This window comes from Pseudomonas sp. Tri1, assembly GCF_017968885.1.
Lineage (GTDB): Bacteria > Pseudomonadota > Gammaproteobacteria > Pseudomonadales > Pseudomonadaceae > Aquipseudomonas.
Window position 1 is genome coordinate 3373639 of the sequence record NZ_CP072913.1, and the last position, 18131, is coordinate 3391769.

The 18131-nt window shown below is 59.6% G+C and carries 13 protein-coding genes; 4 read left to right on the forward strand and 9 right to left on the reverse strand.

Annotated elements, in window-relative coordinates:
* Positions 1-148 precede the first annotated feature (148 nt).
* The 4 genes from J9870_RS14390 to J9870_RS14405 all read left to right on the forward strand — a co-directional run bounded on the left by J9870_RS14390 (position 149) and on the right by J9870_RS14405 (position 4442).
* Positions 149-1660, forward strand: coding sequence for a methyl-accepting chemotaxis protein (locus J9870_RS14390; RefSeq protein WP_210638691.1), 1512 nt, complete (start codon positions 149-151; stop codon positions 1658-1660).
* 378 nt (positions 1661-2038) lie between these two features.
* Positions 2039-3115, forward strand: a complete 1077-nt coding sequence (locus tag J9870_RS14395; RefSeq protein WP_210638692.1) for an alpha/beta hydrolase — start codon at positions 2039-2041, stop codon at positions 3113-3115.
* 20 nt (positions 3116-3135) lie between these two features.
* A complete protein-coding gene (locus J9870_RS14400; protein WP_210638693.1) occupies positions 3136-3642 on the forward strand; it encodes a cytochrome P460 family protein in 507 nt (168 codons plus the stop codon).
* A 23-nt stretch (positions 3643-3665) separates the two neighbouring features.
* The gene (locus J9870_RS14405; protein WP_210638694.1) at positions 3666-4442 is read left to right on the forward strand and encodes an alpha/beta hydrolase; all 777 of its coding nucleotides are present in this window, start codon (positions 3666-3668) and stop codon (positions 4440-4442) included.
* Between the two features lie 55 nt (positions 4443-4497).
* Here J9870_RS14405 and J9870_RS14410 read toward each other — a convergent pair whose 3' ends face one another.
* The 9 genes from J9870_RS14410 to J9870_RS14450 form a co-directional block, all read right to left on the reverse strand.
* Positions 4498-6738, reverse strand: a complete 2241-nt coding sequence (locus tag J9870_RS14410; protein WP_210638695.1) for a xanthine dehydrogenase family protein molybdopterin-binding subunit — start codon at positions 6736-6738, stop codon at positions 4498-4500.
* A 12-nt stretch (positions 6739-6750) separates the two neighbouring features.
* Positions 6751-7224, reverse strand: a complete 474-nt coding sequence (locus J9870_RS14415; protein ID WP_210638696.1) for a (2Fe-2S)-binding protein — start codon at positions 7222-7224, stop codon at positions 6751-6753.
* A 155-nt stretch (positions 7225-7379) separates the two neighbouring features.
* Positions 7380-11288 carry a hypothetical protein gene (locus tag J9870_RS14420; protein WP_210638697.1) on the reverse strand — a complete coding sequence of 1303 codons (3909 nt, stop codon included), beginning with the start codon at positions 11286-11288 and terminating at the stop codon, positions 7380-7382.
* A gap of 36 nt (positions 11289-11324) precedes the next feature.
* On the reverse strand, positions 11325-12266 hold the full coding sequence (locus J9870_RS14425; RefSeq protein WP_210638698.1) for a hypothetical protein: 942 nt from the start codon (positions 12264-12266) through the stop codon (positions 11325-11327).
* A gap of 71 nt (positions 12267-12337) precedes the next feature.
* Positions 12338-13453, reverse strand: a complete 1116-nt coding sequence (locus J9870_RS14430; RefSeq protein ID WP_210638699.1) for a hypothetical protein — start codon at positions 13451-13453, stop codon at positions 12338-12340.
* A 20-nt stretch (positions 13454-13473) separates the two neighbouring features.
* Complete coding sequence (locus J9870_RS14435) at positions 13474-14184, reverse strand: hypothetical protein (protein WP_210638700.1); 711 nt, start codon at positions 14182-14184, stop codon at positions 13474-13476.
* 9 nt (positions 14185-14193) lie between these two features.
* A complete protein-coding gene (locus tag J9870_RS14440; protein WP_210638701.1) occupies positions 14194-15828 on the reverse strand; it encodes a hypothetical protein in 1635 nt (544 codons plus the stop codon).
* Positions 15829-15850: 22 nt separating this feature from the next.
* Complete coding sequence (locus J9870_RS14445; protein ID WP_210638702.1) at positions 15851-16918, reverse strand: polyprenyl synthetase family protein; 1068 nt, start codon at positions 16916-16918, stop codon at positions 15851-15853.
* Positions 16915-18114, reverse strand: coding sequence for a hypothetical protein (locus tag J9870_RS14450; protein WP_210638703.1), 1200 nt, complete (start codon positions 18112-18114; stop codon positions 16915-16917). The genes J9870_RS14445 and J9870_RS14450 overlap by 4 nt, the downstream gene beginning before the upstream one ends.
* Positions 18115-18131: the final 17 nt, after the last annotated feature.

Here is an 18131-nt window from a genome sequence, read left to right on the forward strand (position 1 = left end):
ATCATAAAGCAAAGGTCGCGGATAAAAGGTTAGTGGCGCAATGCCACCAATTGATGGTAATCAGTTACAGTTCCATTGCGAGATGCCGATAAGGCCTGAAACCGGCATTGGTAACGGACCCTCCAAGTATCCGAAAAGGACAGCCCCCATGACCTCGCCCGTGCGCTTCAACGATCATTACCGCAAAGCCGATCGCATTATGCTGGGGCTGCTCTGGCTGACGTTGCTGTATTCCGTGTGCCTGGCGTTCATGCATTCGACGTTCACCCAGGCGTTGCTGGTGGGGGCGAGCACCTGCGTGCTGACCACCGCCCTTTATCGCGGCTTGGGCGGCAGCCGTGCCATGCGCTGCATCATCGCCGTGGCGCTGATGGTCATGGCAGCGCTACACATCAACCAGACCCATGGCGTGATCGAGTTCCACTTCGGGATTTTCGTGCTGTTGGCGGTGCTGACGTTCTACCGGGACTGGCTGCCGATTGTCGTGGCCGCCGCCACCATTGCCGTCCACCACCTGGGTTTCCACTGGCTTCAGCATCAGGGCTATCCGGTGTTCGTCATGGATGCCCATGGCGGCTGGAACATGGTCTTGCTTCACGCGTTCTACGTGGTGGTGGAAAGCGTGATCCTGATTTACCTGGCGAACCAGAGCCTGGCCGACGCCACGGACAACCAGGAGGTGCTCGACAAGGTGCTGGCAGCCGCGACGAAGTTGAGTAGCAACGCCGATGCCCAGCGCAGCCAGGGTGTCAAAGTCTCCTCGGCGGAGCGTTTCGATCATTTCCTGGAGCAGGTGACCAACCTGGTGGACGGCGTGGTGCGCGATACCCGAAACCTTTCGGACCTTGGCCATGACCTGTCCCAGGTCGGCCTGACCCTGGAAAACGGCGCTCGTCACCAGTTGGACGAAGTGGCGCAGATGAGCGGTGCGATCAGCCATTTGATCCAGGCCATGGAAAACATCGCTGGCCACGTCGATCAGACGCTGCAACGCGCCGGACAGGCCAACGAGCAGGTCAACCGAGGGCGTAGCACCGTTGACCAGACCCGCGAAGAAATCGTCGAACTGGCCGGGCGTATCAATCTGACTAATGAAACCGTGCAGGTCCTGGCCGAACAGGCGCAACAGATCGGTCAGGTGCTGGATGTGATCAATGGCATCGCCGAACAAACCAACCTGTTGGCCCTCAACGCGGCCATCGAAGCCGCCCGGGCCGGCGAGCAGGGGCGCGGTTTCGCCGTGGTGGCGGACGAAGTCCGGACCCTGTCCCAAAAGACATCGACCTCCACTACGGAAATCCAGCAGATCATCGCCAAGCTGCAACAGGGCAGTCGCCAAGCCGCTGTCGCCATGCAAGACAGCCGCGACGGAGTGCAACGCTGCGTAACCGCCAGCCAACTCGCCTCACAACTGCTGCACGCCGTGGTGGAAGACATTGCGGTGATCAACCACTTCAACGACCTGATCGCCAGCACCACCCAGGAACAGTCCAAGGCGTCGATGGGTATCAATGAGCGGTTGCAGACCGTCCAGGCCGTGGCTGAGCGCAATGCCGACAACATTGGCATCCTGACTCGCAGCAGCCAGTGCTTGCCGCCGTTGGCGCAGCGGTTGGCGGTGTTGGGGCAGGCGTTTCATGGCAAGGGCGGGGCGGCCTGAGCCGAGCACGGCCCTCACACCGGTTCTCGGGTGTAGGTCGGGCGGTCATCACAAATCCTCTGTGGGAGCGAGCTTGCTCGCGATAGCGGAGAGTCAGCCAGCATCCATGTTGAATGTGCCGTCGTCATCGCGAGCAAGCTCGCTCCCACACCGGTTCTCGGGTGTACGCAGGTCGGGCGGTCATCACAAATCTCCTGTGGGAGCGAGCTTGCTCGCGATAAATGTATCTCTTTGTATCCAGCCTCCCTGTCGATACGGACTGTTTCTTTCAGGCCCGTCCGTGACACATCCGGGATACCTGGCCGGCGTCAAATGGGCTCCATCGAGATAGCACAAACCGTCTCAGGGGCTCACCACCGCTAGCAAGGGAGATTCACCATGGACACGACTCTGTTGAACCACACATCCACCGCACGGCCTCGGCGCCTGTTCGGTCCATCCATCCTGATGTTCGCCATGATGCAACTGGGCGCCTTGGGCTTTGCCTCATCACAGGCGAGCGCCGCGGATGTACCTGCCAGCACCATCGCCTCCATCACGCCGGGCAGCCACACGTCTTTCGGCCCGTTGAAACACGTCAAGGCTGGCCTGCTGGACGTTTCCTATGCCGAGGTCGGTCCTGCCGATGGGCCGGTGGTCATCCTGCTGCACGGTTGGCCCTATGACATTCACAGCTACGCCGACGTAGCGCCGGCACTGGCCGAGAAGGGCTATCGCGTGCTGATTCCCTATGCCCGGGGTTATGGCGATACGCGCTTCCTGTCGGCCAAGACCCTGCGCAATGGCCAGCCTGCTGCGCTGGCAAGCGATCTGATCGACTTCATGGACGCGCTGAAGATCAAGCAGGCCGTGCTCGGTGGTTACGACTGGGGCGCCCGCACCGCCGATATCGTCGCGGCCCTGTGGCCGGAGCGGGTCAAAGCCCTGGTGGCGGTGAGTGGCTACCTGATCGGCAGCCAGGAAGCCGGCAAGACGCCGCTGCCGCCGGCCGCCGAGTTGCAGTGGTGGTATCAGTTCTACTTTGCGACGGAGCGTGGCCGCCTCGGTTATGAGAAAAACACCCACGACTTCGCCAAGCTGATCTGGAAACTGGCGTCGCCGAAGTGGAACTTTGACGACGCGACGTATGACCGAAGCGCCGCTGCTTTGCAGAACCCCGATCATGTTGCCGTCTCGATCTTCAACTATCGCTGGCGCCTGGGCCTGGTCAAGGGCGAGGCCAAGTACGACAAGTTGGAGAAGAAACTCGCGACCTTTCCGTCCATCAGCGTGCCGACCATCACCCTCGAGGGCGACGCCAACGGCGCACCGCACCCTCCGGCCGAGGCCTATGCCAAGCGTTTCACCGGCCAATACCAACATCGCCTGATCGATGGCGGTATCGGCCACAACCTGCCGCAAGAGGCCCCGCAAGCGTTCGCCCAGGCCGTGATCGACGCCGATCACCTCCAATGACGCCAGCCGGGAGAGCAACGATGAAACTCAAGCAACTGGCAGTGTCCGCTGCCATTGCGGTGGCCGCACTGACCGCGACCGGCATCGCCCTGGGCGACGCCGGCAGCGGCGAGGCGTCACCGATCTACGGCGTAAAGCTTCCCGATGGGTATCGCCAATGGGCGCTGATAGCTCCGGCCCAGGAGGCGGAGCCCCTGAACGAGCTGAGAGCGGTACTGGGTAATGACCTGGCGATCGAGGCTTATCAGGATTCAACACTGCCGTTCCCGGACGGCACGGTGCTGGTCAAGCTGGCGTGGAAACACGTCCAGTCGCCGGAGTTCGAGCCGGCTTCGATCCCCGGCGCGGCGACCACCGTGCAGGTCATGGTCAAGGACTCGAGCAAATATGCCGCCACCGGCGGCTGGGGTTTTGGCCGCTTTATCAACGGCAAACCCGCCGATGAGGCACAGCACCAGACATGCTTCGCCTGCCATCAGGCGCGCGTGCAGAACCACGACTTCGTCTTCACCCGATTCGCCCAATAGCTCTGTCATCCAAGGAGTTCCCAATGAAAAAAGTCATGACTGCACTGGCGTGCAGCGCCAGCCTGTTCATCGCGGCCAACGCGCTCGCACAAACTGAAAAACCCACCGTTGTCTTGGTGCACGGCGCCTTTGCCGATGCTTCAAGCTGGAATGGCGTGGCGAAGATCCTCGAAAAAGATGGCTATACCGTTGTGGCCGCAGCCAACCCGTTGCGCAGCGTGAAAAGCGATGGCACTGCCGTTTCCGCCTTGCTGGGCAGCATCAAGTCTCCCATTGTGCTGGTCGGCCATTCCTACGGCGGCAACGTCATCAGCGAAGCGGCCAACGGCCATGCCAACGTCAAGGCACTGGTCTACGTCAGCGCGTTCGCCCCCGAGGCGGGCGAAACCGTCGCCGGGCTCGCCGGCAAATTCCCCGGCAGCACCCTGGGGCCAACCCTTGCGCCACCGGTCGCACTGGCGGATGGCGGCAAGGATCTGTACATCCGACAGGACAAGTTCCACGACCAGTTCGCCGCTGACGTTCCCACCGGGCAGGCGGCATTGATGGCAGCGACACAACGTCCGGTCACTGAGGCGGCGCTGAACGAACAGGCAGGGACTCCGGCCTGGAAGCACATTCCGTCCTGGTACATCTACGGCGACAAGGACAAGAACATTCCGCCCCAGGCCATGGCCTTCATGGCCAAGCGTGCCGAAGCCAAGGCTGTGAAAGTGGTCAAGGGCGCTTCCCATGTGGTGATGGTTTCCAATCCGGAGCCGGTTGCCAGGCTGATTGAAACCGCTGCGACGGCGAAGTAACACCCCCCGCCGCATTGCCAGGAAGGGCAGTGCGGCGGGCAGCCTCATGCACCGCTTACGTCAACTTGAACGGCAGTTCACGCAGCGGCTTACCGGTCAGGCTCGCCACGGCATTGGCAAACGCCGGGGCCAGCGCCGGCAGGCCGGGCTCACCCATCCCCGTGGGCGGTTCGGCGCTGGGCACGATGTGGACGGCGAACGCTGGCATGTCGGTGATGCGCGGCACGCTGAAATCAGCGAAATTGCTTTGCTGCACAACACCGTCTTTCAAGGTGACGGCGCCACCGGGCAGGCACATCGACAAGCCCATCAGCGCCGCGCCTTGTACCTGGGCCTCGATGCTGCGTGGGTTAACCACCAGATTGCAGTGCACGCCGGCAGTCACGTTGTGCAGCACCGGACGCCCGTCCTGTACCGAGGCCTCGACGACGTAGGCCACCACCGAACTGAACGACTCGTGGACCGCCACGCCCCAGGCGCGGCCGGCCGCTAGCTGACGCTTACCGTACTCGCTCTTGTCCACCGCCAATTGCAGCGCAGCGCGATGGCGCGGGTTCTGGTCGCCAAACAGCTTCATCCGGTAAGCCACCGGATCCTGCTTGGTGGTGCGGGCGATCTCGTCGATCAGGGTTTCCATCACAAAGGCCGTATGAGTGGAGCCCACGCTGCGCCACCACAATACGGGGACATTGAGTTTGGGGTGATGGACTGTCAGGCGCATCGGCAGCGGATAAGGATTACGCATGCCCTCTGTTGCGGTCGCATCGATGCCGTTCTTGATCATTCCTTCGAACGGAGTGCCACTGACGATGGATTGCCCGACCAGGGCATGGTCCCAGGCCAGCACCTTGCCGCTGTCGTCAAAACCGATGTGCGCGCGGTGCAGGTGCATGGGGCGATAGTAGCCGCCCTTGATATCGTCCTCACGGCTCCAGAGTGTGCGGATAGGCGCATCAAGCCCAGCGGCGTGCGCGGCCTTGGCCACTTCGCAAGCCAGCACGACAAAATCGTTGGTGGGCACGCCACGCCGGCCGAAACCTCCGCCCGCCGTCTGCACATTGACCTGGACTTGCTCGGGTTGCAGATTCAGGACCCGTGCAGCCGCCGCGCCATCACCGCCGGGAAACTGCGTGCCGACCCACAACTGGGCGCTCCCCTGGGCAAGTTGCACGGTGCAGTTCAATGGCTCCATGGGCGCGTGGGCCAGGTAAGGGAACACAAACTCGGCCTGCAACTGATGCGGTGCGCTGGCAAGCGGTGTCATGTCAGCGTCGAACTGTCGTGGCCCGGGTTGAGTGGCCAGCTCGCGGTATTGGATCAGTTGTTTTTCACTGTCCACTTTCTCGACGTTGGCCAGGTCCCATTCCAGCTTCAGCGCATCGCGCGCCAGCTTCGCTTGCCAATAACCGTCCGCCACCACCGCAACGCCTTCGGCGCCGCGGTCCAGCGGCACCCGAAGCACCGCTTTTACCCCTTTGGTTGCCCGTGCCGCGCTGTCATCCAGAGAGGCAATCCTGGCGCCGAACACTGGCGGACGTGCCACCACGGCGGTGAGCTGCCCCGGTAGATGCATATCGATGCCGAAATCCTGCTGGCCGCTGCTCTTGGCTTTGGCATCGATGCGCGTAGTGGCCTGACCGATGATGCGGAAGTCCTTGGGATCCTTGAGCGTGACCTTTTCCGGCACCGGCATGGCCATCGCGGCTTCGGCCAGTTCGCCGTAGCTGGCTTTACGGCCCCCCGGCCCCAACACCATGCCGGTTTGGGTGCTCAGGCTGGCCACGTCCACGTTCCAACGCGCGGCTGCCGCTGCCAGCAGCATGGCGCGAGCGCGGGCGCCCAGTTCGCGGTATTGGGTATAGCTGTTCTTGATCGAACTGGAACCGCCGGTGAGGTGAATGCCTAGATTCGGATCCAGGTAGGCGGCGTCGCTGTTGCCGTTGCGACTGCGCACCCGGCTCCAGTCGGCATCGAGTTCTTCGGCGAGGATCATCGGCAGGGCAGTCTGCACGCCCTGGCCGAACTCCAGGCGGTTGAGGGTGACCGTCACCACGCCGTCAGGGGCGATCTGTACGAATGCGGAGGGCTGTTGAGTCGGTTTCAGCGGCGTTGCGGCTGCGCCGTTGGCCTCCTGGGCCAGGGCCAGGTGAGGAAAAGCGCCGAGGGCCAGACCGCCAATGCCGACAATCTTGAGGAAGCTGCGACGGGGAAGGGTGGCAGGGCCATCGGCCTGATCGATCTCCAGGCTGTGTTGCAGGGCGCGAGGCAGCTCGTTGGGGAAAAATTCGTTCAACATGGTGGGCTCCGATCAGGCAAGGGCTTTGGCGGCGTCCGCCACCGCGGTGCGGATACGGGCGTAGGTGCCACAGCGGCAGATATTGCCGGCCATGGCCGAGTCGATCTCGGCGGCGGTGGGTTGCTTGCCCTTGGGTTGGGCCTTGAGGAACGCCGTCGCGCTCATGATCTGTCCGCTTTGGCAGTAACCGCACTGCGCCACGTCGTGCTTGACCCAGGCCTCATGCACGGCAGTGCCGACCGGGTCGCTGCCATTGGTCGCCGCTTCGATGGTGGTGATCTTCTTGCCTTCAGCGGCAGCGATGGGTGTCACGCAGGAGCGAATGGCCTGGCCATCCAGATGAACGGTGCAGGCACCACACAACGCTGCGCCGCAGCCGAACTTGGTGCCGGTCATGCCCAGCGTGTCGCGCAGGGTCCAAAGAATCGGGGTGCTTGGGTCTACGTCAACCGTGTATTCACGGCCGTTGATATTGAGGGCGCTCATAGGGGTACCAGCTCCAGATGGTTTGGCTCTGGTTAACTATAGAAAGCAATGCCTGGAAGCGATTGCATGATCCAGGCGGATTATTGCCTAATCTTGCAAATTGACTGGGGCGCCAGAAAAGAGCTACCGATGGCCTTCGGTAGCGTTTGTTACTCTCATGCAACCGCCAGCAAGCCGCTCTTCATCGCGCAATTCTTGATGCTGTTGTACAGGAAGTCGACGATTTCTTGCGCTTCTTCAACGGTTTTGTCGAAGACTGCAATCAACATCTTCTCCACGTCCTCGGCCGCATAGCCAACAGCCTGGAGGAAGATGGCGGCCTGCTTCCACGCAAGCTTGAAGGTGTCTCTGAGGATCCTGCCGATTTGCTCGATCCCTTCAATGCCCTTCAGGATGCCCTGATAGACGTATTCCAACCATTTCCTCGCGTCCTGGAACAATCCGACAAAGAACTGTTTGATCTTGTCCAGCAGGATGCCTGGGAGATTTTCCAGAGGACCGATGTTGATATCCAGGTCGAAGCGGGCGATGTCATGCGTGCTGCTGGCCAAGGTGAAGCTGAACGATGCGTTGGCAAATATTCCCTGGTCTGTGCTGCCGAAGGCCAGGTCGGCATTGATGGTGTCGTCGATGGTCAGCGTGCCGAGTGGCCCAAGATCGATGGACTCGTTGATACCGACGCTGGCCGAACCTTGTGCGTTGATTGAGTCGATACCGTCGATATCGGCCTGCAGGTTGAAGGTCGAACCACCGAGGGTGGTGTCCTTGAGTTCAAAATGACAATGGTCAGCCCGAATATCGATATCGATTTGCGGGCCGATACCCAGCAGATAAGCTTCACCGGAGATCATGAATGCGGGCGTTCGATAGTACGGTTGCGGGTTAGTGGCGTCCGAGAAGGTGCACAGCAGCACACTAGGGCCGCCCGAGCCCTGGGCCCCCGTGAGCTTGAACAGCTTGTCATTGCCGATGACGATTGGCGCCATCTCGACATTGAAGGCTATGCCTTTGTGGGGCATGACCTCGACCTTGATCTGCTCTCGGATCCACAGAAACTGAATATCGGCAAAAATGTGGAAGCCCTGTGGGAACGTCAGTGTGGCGATGCTGACTTGCTGAGGCACGACGTACAGTTGGGCCTCCAGCGACACCGAGATCTGCCCCACGTTACGCAGCATTTCGTAGTGGTACATCGTGGAAAGATCGAGCAGGTACCAAATCTGGTCCGGCGTGTTCACAATCAACTGGATCTGGCCACTATCGGCGGGCAGGTTAACGCCACCGGCGGCGAACATTTCGCGAATTTTGGCCAGGTCGTAATGGTTCAGGGCATCGTGGTAGGTCTGCCAATCACTGTCGAAGCTGTGCAATCGACCCACCGCTATCTGGGTGAGTACATCGCGCAGGAAACCGGGCAAGTCCGAGGCAGTAGCACCGGTCAACTCGTCAAACACCTTGGCCAGGCTGAGGTCGCTGACAGCGCCGGCAACCATTGACTGGCTAGGTTGCACGGTGTCGATGAACACCGCCAAGGCGCTATCGATGTCGGCGATATCCAGTTCGGCGGCAAATCCGATCGAAGGTTCGCCTTCGAAGGAAATGCCAAGCTCGAACGCCAAGCTCTTGAGCTTGAATACCGAGAAGTCGATGGTGCCATTATCGTTTTCAACCACCATGTCGCCCGATACGAATGCACCGTTTTCCACTACTGCCAAGCTGACATCGAAGCGCACCGGTTGCGACTCGAGGGTGGCGCGAGCGGTGGCGGTCAAATAGAACTCAACCTGTTCGGCCTGTATCTGCACGCCCAAGGCACCACTGAGTGTCACCGAACGATTGATCACCGTGCTGATGTTTGCGAAGAGCCGTGCCTGGGTGCCGGCATTGGTGCCAATGAATATCCCTGCATTCAGGTCAGTGTCTGGCGAAATGGACAGCATTCTGGCCAGGTTTTGCAGGGTCCTGTTTTGCTTCAATTGGGTCTGTGCGTAAAAGTAGAAGCCTTCGTGCAGGCCACCTGACCAAGCTGGAATGGTGATCTGCTTTGACTTGATCTGCGGGTTTTGAAACAGGTCCAGAGCCGGGAAGGTGAAATCCGACGTCGTCAGGGTGGAGACGATCACCACTTGCTCGCCGGCAATGGGAAAGATATCCAGGAATGCCTGGATGGACGAAAGTCCTGGCAGCGCCGACAGCGTGCACAGGGACAAGTCCAGGCCGAGCGCAAAGCCCCAGGTACCTTGTTGGTCCAGGAGTTCGAAGGCCAGCGAGCCGGCGTTGGCAACCTCGGTCCCGAACGAAAGCTTGAATTGATCCTGGTTCTTGGTGATCAACAGCGTCGAGTCGGTGAACGTCAAGTCGCCGAGCCCACTGGGCAGTACAGCTTTGGCGTTACATAACCAGCCGATCAGCCCGTTCAACGTGACTTGGGGCAGGGCACCACGCAACGCTAGCCCCTGAGTGGGATCGTAAGACATGGCCAGCGTCAGGTTGTCGTCGAAGACCAGCCCGCCGGCAAACTGAGCCGAGGTCTTAGCGTTCGCTCCGAGCCCTTTTGACAAACCGAATTGAATGTCCTCGATGGTCAGGTTGTGTGGGCCCAGTGGAATGACCCACCCTGGGGATTCGGCCATTTCGGTGTAAAAGTTGTAGCCAGCCTGGGCATCGATGTTGACCGATAGCATATCGATCGTCAGATCAGTCGGTGGCTGGATTGACGGCAGGTACTGCGTGAGCAGCGCCTGCAGCGGCAGCGTCACCGCGTCCTCCAGTTCGCCGGCAATGAAGAAATCAGGATAGCCGGCGCTAACGCGTACTTGGGCGGCGTTACCGATCAGGAACAACGCCTCTATCGAAGCGGCCGGTGCAGGCGTGATAAAGGGCGTGGTGACATGGAACTCAACGGAGATGGATTGGAGCAAAAACTCATCGCCCAGCAGTTTCCATTGGGCGTCCGGGATGCCAACGGTCAGGTAGACATAGTCGACGCTAAGGCCGGTGCCCGACCCCGTCAGCGCGATCGCTGCGTCCAGCAACTGCAGCTTGCCGGCATCATGCAGGGCGTCTTGCAGTGGCCCCGGCAGGTAGTCGATCAGCGTCGAGGTGCCTGCCAGGTCCAGCAGGTCCGCCAGATTGCTCAAGGTGAAACCGCTGAATTCTCCGGTGATCACCAGCTTGCGAGTGCCCTTGGGAATCTTCGATGACAGCTCAACGGTCAGGCCGGCACTGGGTATCGTCAGCGCACCACTGATCGCCATGAATGGCTCATAGCTGGGGTTGTCCATCCACCACTTCGCGCTCAAAGGACTGTAGACCGAGAAGATCGTCTGGGTAAGCGAAAGTTTTTCGGAAATGGAAACTTCCAGTCCCAGGTCCACGAACAGGCTGATGCCCGGCGGCGAGTTTTGTTCTTTCCATGGGAAATTGTTAACCATCTCGCGCAACGGCGGCACCTGCACGGAGGGTTCGACGATGCTTCCGCCGATCGCGAAACGGTCGTTGACGTCCAGTAGATGTTCCAGCGCCAGCAGCACGCCTTTAAGCTCAACGATGCCAGCGAAACCGAGCCCTGCATCCAGCGACACTGGCGCTTTGGTGGAACCCAGGTCGATATCAACGACAGCGGCATCGGTCAGTGCATAGAACCATGCGGCGGTCAGCGTGAGATCGTCCAGCACCGACGTCTGGGGAGCGGTGACACTGGAACTGAAGTCGAAGCTGACTGGCAGATCCGGGAAACTGTCGGAAAATTTCCAGTTTCGTCCTGTGCCAATCAAAGTGAACACCAACTGGACATTGACGTCGCCGCTTTGCGGGTCGAGCACAAAAGTGGCTGTTACGGGAGCATTAGCCACTTGCCGAAAAAGCGAGGCGGTGCCGACGCGCTGCACTGTATTGCCGCCGTCGTCGGGACCGCTGCTCGCATTGGAAATTGTCAGCGGTTGATTGTCGAAAATGCGCCCGTAAAAATCGGCGAATTTTGTCGTGGTCACCGTACCGGCAACGATGGTTGTCGTCCCGTCCAGCCCTATCTTGAGGTTCTCGCGAAGCGTTTGGATATCCATGGCCATTTCTTCATCAGAAAGCGAAGTTCGCTGGGGTTATTCTTCGAGAGTCATGACAATAGGCATGTGGTCGCTGATGATCTTGGCATTCTTCATTGCCAGCTGCAGCTGCATGCGGGTGACGATCATGAAGGTGAAGCTGTCCATGATTTCCTGGAGGACGACGTTGGGAACGCAGACCTTGAGTTCCCAATTGGAGGTGATGCCGCGGATAAATATGTTGTCGTAGGCACTGGCCAAAAAGGCGTCGTCTACATCGCCTCGCTGGATCATTTTCTCGCGATTGACGATGTCATTGACGAACGATTTCAACGAGGTAAGGGTGGTCTTCTCGCCGTCGAATATACCGGAGAACTTCAGGCTGGTCAGAGGCGCATAGGTTGCAGCATTGGCAGTGTCGTAGTTGAAGTCGCCAGAGATCAAAAAGGTCGTGTTGCCCGTGTTGATCTCGATCTCTTCGGTCAGATCTGCCAGCAACTGGATGGTCGCGTCTTTCTTGTGGTACTTGGGTTGGGGGGCATGCCAGAGCAGGCAGTTGAGCTCCTTGGGCTTGCCAGCGGTTTTGGCCTGCATGTTCCAGAACAGTGGATTGCGGTCAGCGAAGATCACCTTGGTGCTGGCGGCGACTGCCATGTTGCTGACGTTGACGTTTGCATCGTCCCAAAGCAACGCGTACTTGTCGGCGCGTCGGGCAAAAGTATGGGCGACTTCAATATTTCGCTGCGACACCTCGTATTTCCACTTGCTCCCTGAACCTACAAGCTTCTTGCGATCATTGATGGCCTGGACCAACACTTGCACTGCTTGCTCACCCGTGCCGAGCGTCACCTCCATGACGCCGATGACGTTGGCCTGCATCTCATCGATCAACACGGCGATCCAGGCCGCGACGTTGACGTTTCGAAAGACGTCCTTGGCGCATTTCCTCGAGGACAGGCTTTCGATATTCCATGACATGTAATCGGCGATTTCCGGCATGGGCGTTCACTCCATGTGAGGGCGATTACGGTATCCCGGCGGTGTCGGCGCAGGTTCCGCCGGGATATCGTTCAACTGGCGGTGACGCTGGCGGTACCCGTCAGCAGGATCTGATTGCCCACGCCTGTGATGTTCAGGTTCCGCGGCGTCACCTGCAGAGTGAAACCTTCGAAATTGCCGCTCAGATCCGGGATTTGCAGCAGGCTCTGAGCCAACTGACCTTGGATCGTTTCCTGGATCTGACCTCCTACCACATCGTTGAGGATCGCCAGGGTAATAGAGGAGATCACACCACCGCCCAACGTCGCCATCCATGCCCAGAAATTGGAGGGAGTGATGTTGACCGATGGGCGAGAAACACTGCCGCCGCTTATACGGACGTTACGTTGCGCATCCACCACCACCTGCAGCGTCGCGGTGACCGGGCTGATGGAAATATCCCAGTCTGCCGGGCCCAAGCTGTAGCTACCGCTCAAGTTGAGCGTCAGCGTCAGGTTACCGTTGTTGACCGAAGCGCTGTAGCTGTTGAGATGCACGACAGCACCGCTGGCCGAATAGGTCTTCTGTACTGTGCTCCACCACAGATTGGCGACGACCTGTTGGATCAGCGGCTCGGTGAGTACCAGGTTGAAGCCGCCATTGGACGGTGGCTGCTTCTGGCTGATAGCGACCGGCGAGGACAGTCCGCCCGCCCCATAGGCGTTGCCGCCATCGATCAACAGGGCATATCCGGCAAAGGTGATACCGTTGACGGGGCCCAGCGGTATGGCGATTGCGGATATCAGGCTGTTCACTCTGCTGGCGATATCACTCTTCAAGGCGTTCAGGATCTCGTCCACAAACGGATCGTCGGTGACAAAGTTGATATCGGTCACTGACAAACGCACCACACCGTTGCCATCTACCATTGCCCGTGCGCTGGCATTGGCACCGACTGTGCTGCTGGTGGGGTCCCCGCCGGTCACGGTCACGGACAGATCCACCGGCATACTGACCAGGAAAGTCTGACCGCTACCGCTGGCGGCCAAATTGAATGTCGGTGGTGCAGATACGCTCCAGGTCAAACTCGCGTTCGCATCGGGGATGTTTGCGGTGTCGCTCAGCTTGGGCGCTATCGTGGGAAAAATGGATTCACTGGCGTTGTTCAGTAACGATTGCGAAAGACCCGCGATGAAGTCGGTGGACATGGTCGAAACTCCTTTTTCGATCAGATATTGGCCAAGGCCTTACGGGCTTCCTGGGTGGCGACCTGCGACAGGCTGGCGAGCAGGTCGGGGTGGGAGAGCTGGCTGTTGAGCGCGGCGACGAGCTTCTTCTGGTTGGCGTCCTCATTGAGCAGTTGGTTGATGGTGGCTTTGAAGACGGTCGCCAGATCGATATCGATCTTTATGTTGCCATTGCCGATGACCGGATTGATCGACAACGCGCTGAAGGTGACGACTGCGGTATCGAGCTGTCCATCCACCGCCTCGGTGGCACTGAAGACCCCGGTCAGGTCATCGACATGGTTGATAGTCAGGCTGAAAGTACCGGGTGGCATGTCCTTGTGGTTCAGGTTGACGTGCAATTCGCCGCTGGCCTGGATCTGGTTGGGTACGGCGGCGGGCCGTTGGTACCCATCCTGTGTATTGGGCTGTTTGCCGTGGAAGGTCACGGTGCTGCCGTCGACGACGATCTCGGGGTCGGTTCCATTGTCGAACTTCACCTGGCTGTTGCTCAGTCCGAGGATATTCAGTTTCTTGATAACGATGTCGATCGGAATCTTTTCGATCGAGAATGAGCCCAGGTCCACTTCGGCGATGGTCAGTGGGTCCAGGGCGCTACCGTCCGGATTGTAGAGAATCGTCGACAGGTAGAAGTCGGAGGCGGGCGTCAATAGCATGTTTTCCAGCAATTGGACGAGTTGACTGTCGGACATGATGTTCTCCTAGCTGTTGAGCTGGTTGAGGATGGCTTTACGCGCGATCTGGCTGAATTCTTCGGACAGTTGCGGCGCCTGGGCGCTGAGCGCATTGTTCAGCGCTTTGGCGATCTGCGACTGGACTTCGGGCTTCTGGAACAAGCGACCGATGATTTGCTCCAACGCGGTGTCGCGTGGCGTCAGAGTCACCGACACATCTATCTGGGCACTGTCCAGCTGTGCGCTGATATCGCTGATCGTGAGCGTCAAGGCATTCACGTCGGCGCCTGATGGGGTGATCGTCAGCGAGCTTTGCAGGTTGACCAGGGTCGCGGTCAGGGTGCCCTGCAGTGGGAGCGGCTTGAAGCCCTGCTGGGTCAGCGAAAACCCGGCGTTCACGGTGAGCGGCGGTGCTGGTGGAACGGGCTGGCTGACCGTCGGCCCCGGGCGGTCGAGCTGCCGTACCGGCCCCTGTGCCAGAGCGCCGAAACTGAGCGTGGCGGCAATCCGCGGAGTGCTGAGCGTGACCGCCGACAGCGGCGCTTGAGCGTTGGAAGCGCCCGTAAGCGTCAGTTTGGTCAACTGGATGTTGGTGTACTTCAGCCCCCCATACGTCTGATCGGGTATATCGATCTGAGGATTGGAATAAGGCTCCAGCACCGGATCCGACGAGCACGCGAGTTGCCACGGGAGATACCAGTTACTGTTCGCTTCGTTCAACGCCACGCGCGTGCGATCGAACAGGAACAGGTCGACGGGCGAGGCCGCGTCCTGGCCGCTGTCGTCACTGGGCAGGCCTTGGCTGGGGAGCGGCCCGAACACACTGGACATGAGGTTCTCGGCCTGTGTGCCGAGCATGTCGTTGACGCTTTGCAGGTTGGAGGGCGAATTCAACATGTTGCTTAACGCGCCAACCATTGCTGCCTGGCCTTGGGAAGCGCTGAGCGCCTGCCTGATCAACTCAATCAGCTCATCTTTGCCCGTCAGGTCGCCATCCAGCGTGAGTTGCGTGAAGTTCAGCGTTATGGAACCGCCCTTGACGTCGGTGATTTTCAGGTCGCTCACCCCGATGGCCAGGGAACGCGTTGCGGCGCTGCCTTCGATGGTCACGCTGACCTGCGCGTTCAACATGCATTCACTGAACGCGACAGTGAACGCACCGGTGCCGATGATGTCAGTGGTCGAGGTGTCGGGAGCGTCCCCGATCAGGAGCGACTGGTCGATGCGATAGTTGCCAGACATCGTCAGCTGCGGCAATTTTGTCTGCCCCGAGGGGCCGTTATAGTAATTGAACAGCAATGGCAGGGTGATGGAGTAGCCTTGGCCCGTGAGTGTGGAGGACGACGGATTGACGAAGATGTTTTGCAAACCGTCCACCAGGACTGCAGACAGACTCAGGTACGGATACGGTTTGTTGGGATCGGGCACGGCGTCTTCGTCGTTCATCAGTGACCATACGTTGGCGAACCGCTGGGCGATATAGCTGCCATTGTCGCCGGTCAGATAGCCCAGATCCTGCTGGTCGGCATGCACCGGCAGCACCAGATTTCCATCCCCCCCCTTCATCTCCGCCAGTTGCCTGGGCAGCCACAGCTTGGCATTGTCCGGGTCGTTGAGGCACGGTTGCAGCGTGTCGAGAAAAAAACTCATCAAGGTGCTCATGGGTACTCCGTCAGCTGCGAGGTCAGCCGTTCAATGGGCGGTCAACGACGTGTAGCGTCAGTTCCTCCAGAGCATCGCGATAGCGGCCAGGAGGAAATGGCTCGAGATAGAACAGCGCCTGCAAGGCTTCGCGCCGGGCAGCCGCGTAGGCCTTGTCGATACAGCCGCAATCACGCAAGTCGTCCAATGCATCGCCCAAACGATGACCCGTCAATGGCGTGCCTTCGCGCAGTGATTTGCTGATTGCATGTGTCGGGCCGAGCGTCTCCATCGCATAGATCAGCGGCAGCGACAGTCGACCCAGTAACAGGTCGATACCTGACTGCTTGCCCGCCGAACTTTCGTACTCCACCACATCGAGCACGTCGTCCATGATCTGGAACGCACGACCCAAGGCGCGCCCGAAGAAGCCACCGCGGCGGGCATCACGGCTACGCCCACCGGCCAGATCGATACCCCCCTGGCAGGCCAACCGAAACAAGACTGCGGTCTTGCGGTCGATGGTCTGGTAATAGCGTGTCAGGCGTGCATCGTGATCATCGGGCAAGGTCCGATCCAATTCGTCCAACTCGCCTCGACAAATATCGAACGCGGTATCCAGCACCAACCGCACCAAGGTCATGTCACGCTCGGTATCCACCGCGGTAGCGAACCCGCGAAGCGCCTGTACGAATTGCAGATCGCCGATCAGCAGCGCGGTCTTGCTGCCGCGAGCCGCCGACACCGATGGCAGCCCGCGTCGCAACTGAGCTTCATCGACGATGTCGTCGTGGATCAAGGTGGCCACATGCAGCATCTCCAGCGATGCCGCGCCTTTGTAGACCTTGTCGGGCAGAGGCCCATTCTGGGCGATTAGCCGTGCCGACAGCAGCATGACCAAAGGGCGTATCTTTTTACCGCCGGCAAACATTTGCCGTTCCACGTCGGTGAGGTAGGGCGCCTGTGGTTCCAACGCCAGCTCCACTTCCTGCCGGAAACGCACGAGGTCTTCGGCCAGCAGTTCTTCACTGATGCGCGCGTACACTGATGCCGACGATGCTGTCGGCTGTTGCGCGATGACAACAGCAATGGAGTCGCTTGCTGACATCATGCCTCCTGGCTGGCGAGCATTCGCAGTACGCGAGTAAGTTGGCTGGCAATGCGGTCTTCGAGGATGCCTCGGATGAAGTTGGCGCTGCCCAGGCGCGAGCGACCGACCTCACCGGCCTGGTCCTGCCACTGCGCGCTGTCAAGGTCTAGAGCCGGCACGCTCAAAGTGCTGCGTTGCAGTTTGAGCGTCAGCGCGCCATCGGGCTGCTCGCTGAGGGTGAAGACGAAGCTGCTTTGCGCGAGCGAACTGGAGAATGGTCCGCTATGCAGGGGTAAGCGGCGCTTGGGATCGTGCAGGCGCAATGATTCTGCATAGATGGACTGCACACGTGCCTGAGCCTCGGCGTCCATGATGAAACCGTGCTGGACGCATAGATCCAGATCGGTATCGTCATGGCTATTGTCGAGGATCCGTGACAACGCTCTTTCCAGGCTCTGGGTCTGCAACAGGACGTTTGCCTGGTTCGCAGGCGAGGCTTTATCGACAGCGCCATAGACAGCCTGGGCGGTCATAGGCACCACATTCTGCTGGGTGTTTTGGGTGGCGTTGGCAACTTGCGTCTGAAAAGTCAGCGCGGCCGTCGCGGCCTCGGGGTAGGGGTGATAACAGGCGCCGTAGAGATTGAGTTGTTGCGCTAACGCGTTCTCATTGTAGGACTGCGACGTCGTACCAAAGGACTTGTCCGTGATCGCTGGATTGACCGGCATGCCCGGTGTATCCAACGCCTGGGACGTATAGTCGGACATCTGCGCGGTGGCGCCATCGCCTATCCAGAGCTTGCGCAAACGTGCATTGGTAGTGAAGACAGCGTTGTAGGCGTCGTTATGCTGGTTGAACGTATCCAGCAGAGAGCGGCCATTTGCAGTCTGATTCAAACGAGTACGCTGATCGTTGGCTTGCTGCAACTGGTCATACTGCTTCTCGGTGATAGTTGGTGGATCGGTATCATCAGCAGTGCTCGCACCCACGGCAAAACTTGCCAGCGGCGCCATCAATCCACCGGTATCCAATTGAACCTTCGCACTCTCCAGGCCGAACAAGTCATAGGTTCCGCTTAGTTGCATCGGCGCCAGGTTCACCACAATCCGACTGGCGTCACGATCAGGAACGACGGACAGCAACGTCACCGGCGACACCACGATATCGTTCAATGCCAGCAGTAATTCGCCACCGTTGGAGTTGCTGGGAATGTCCACGTGGCTCGCCAATGGAT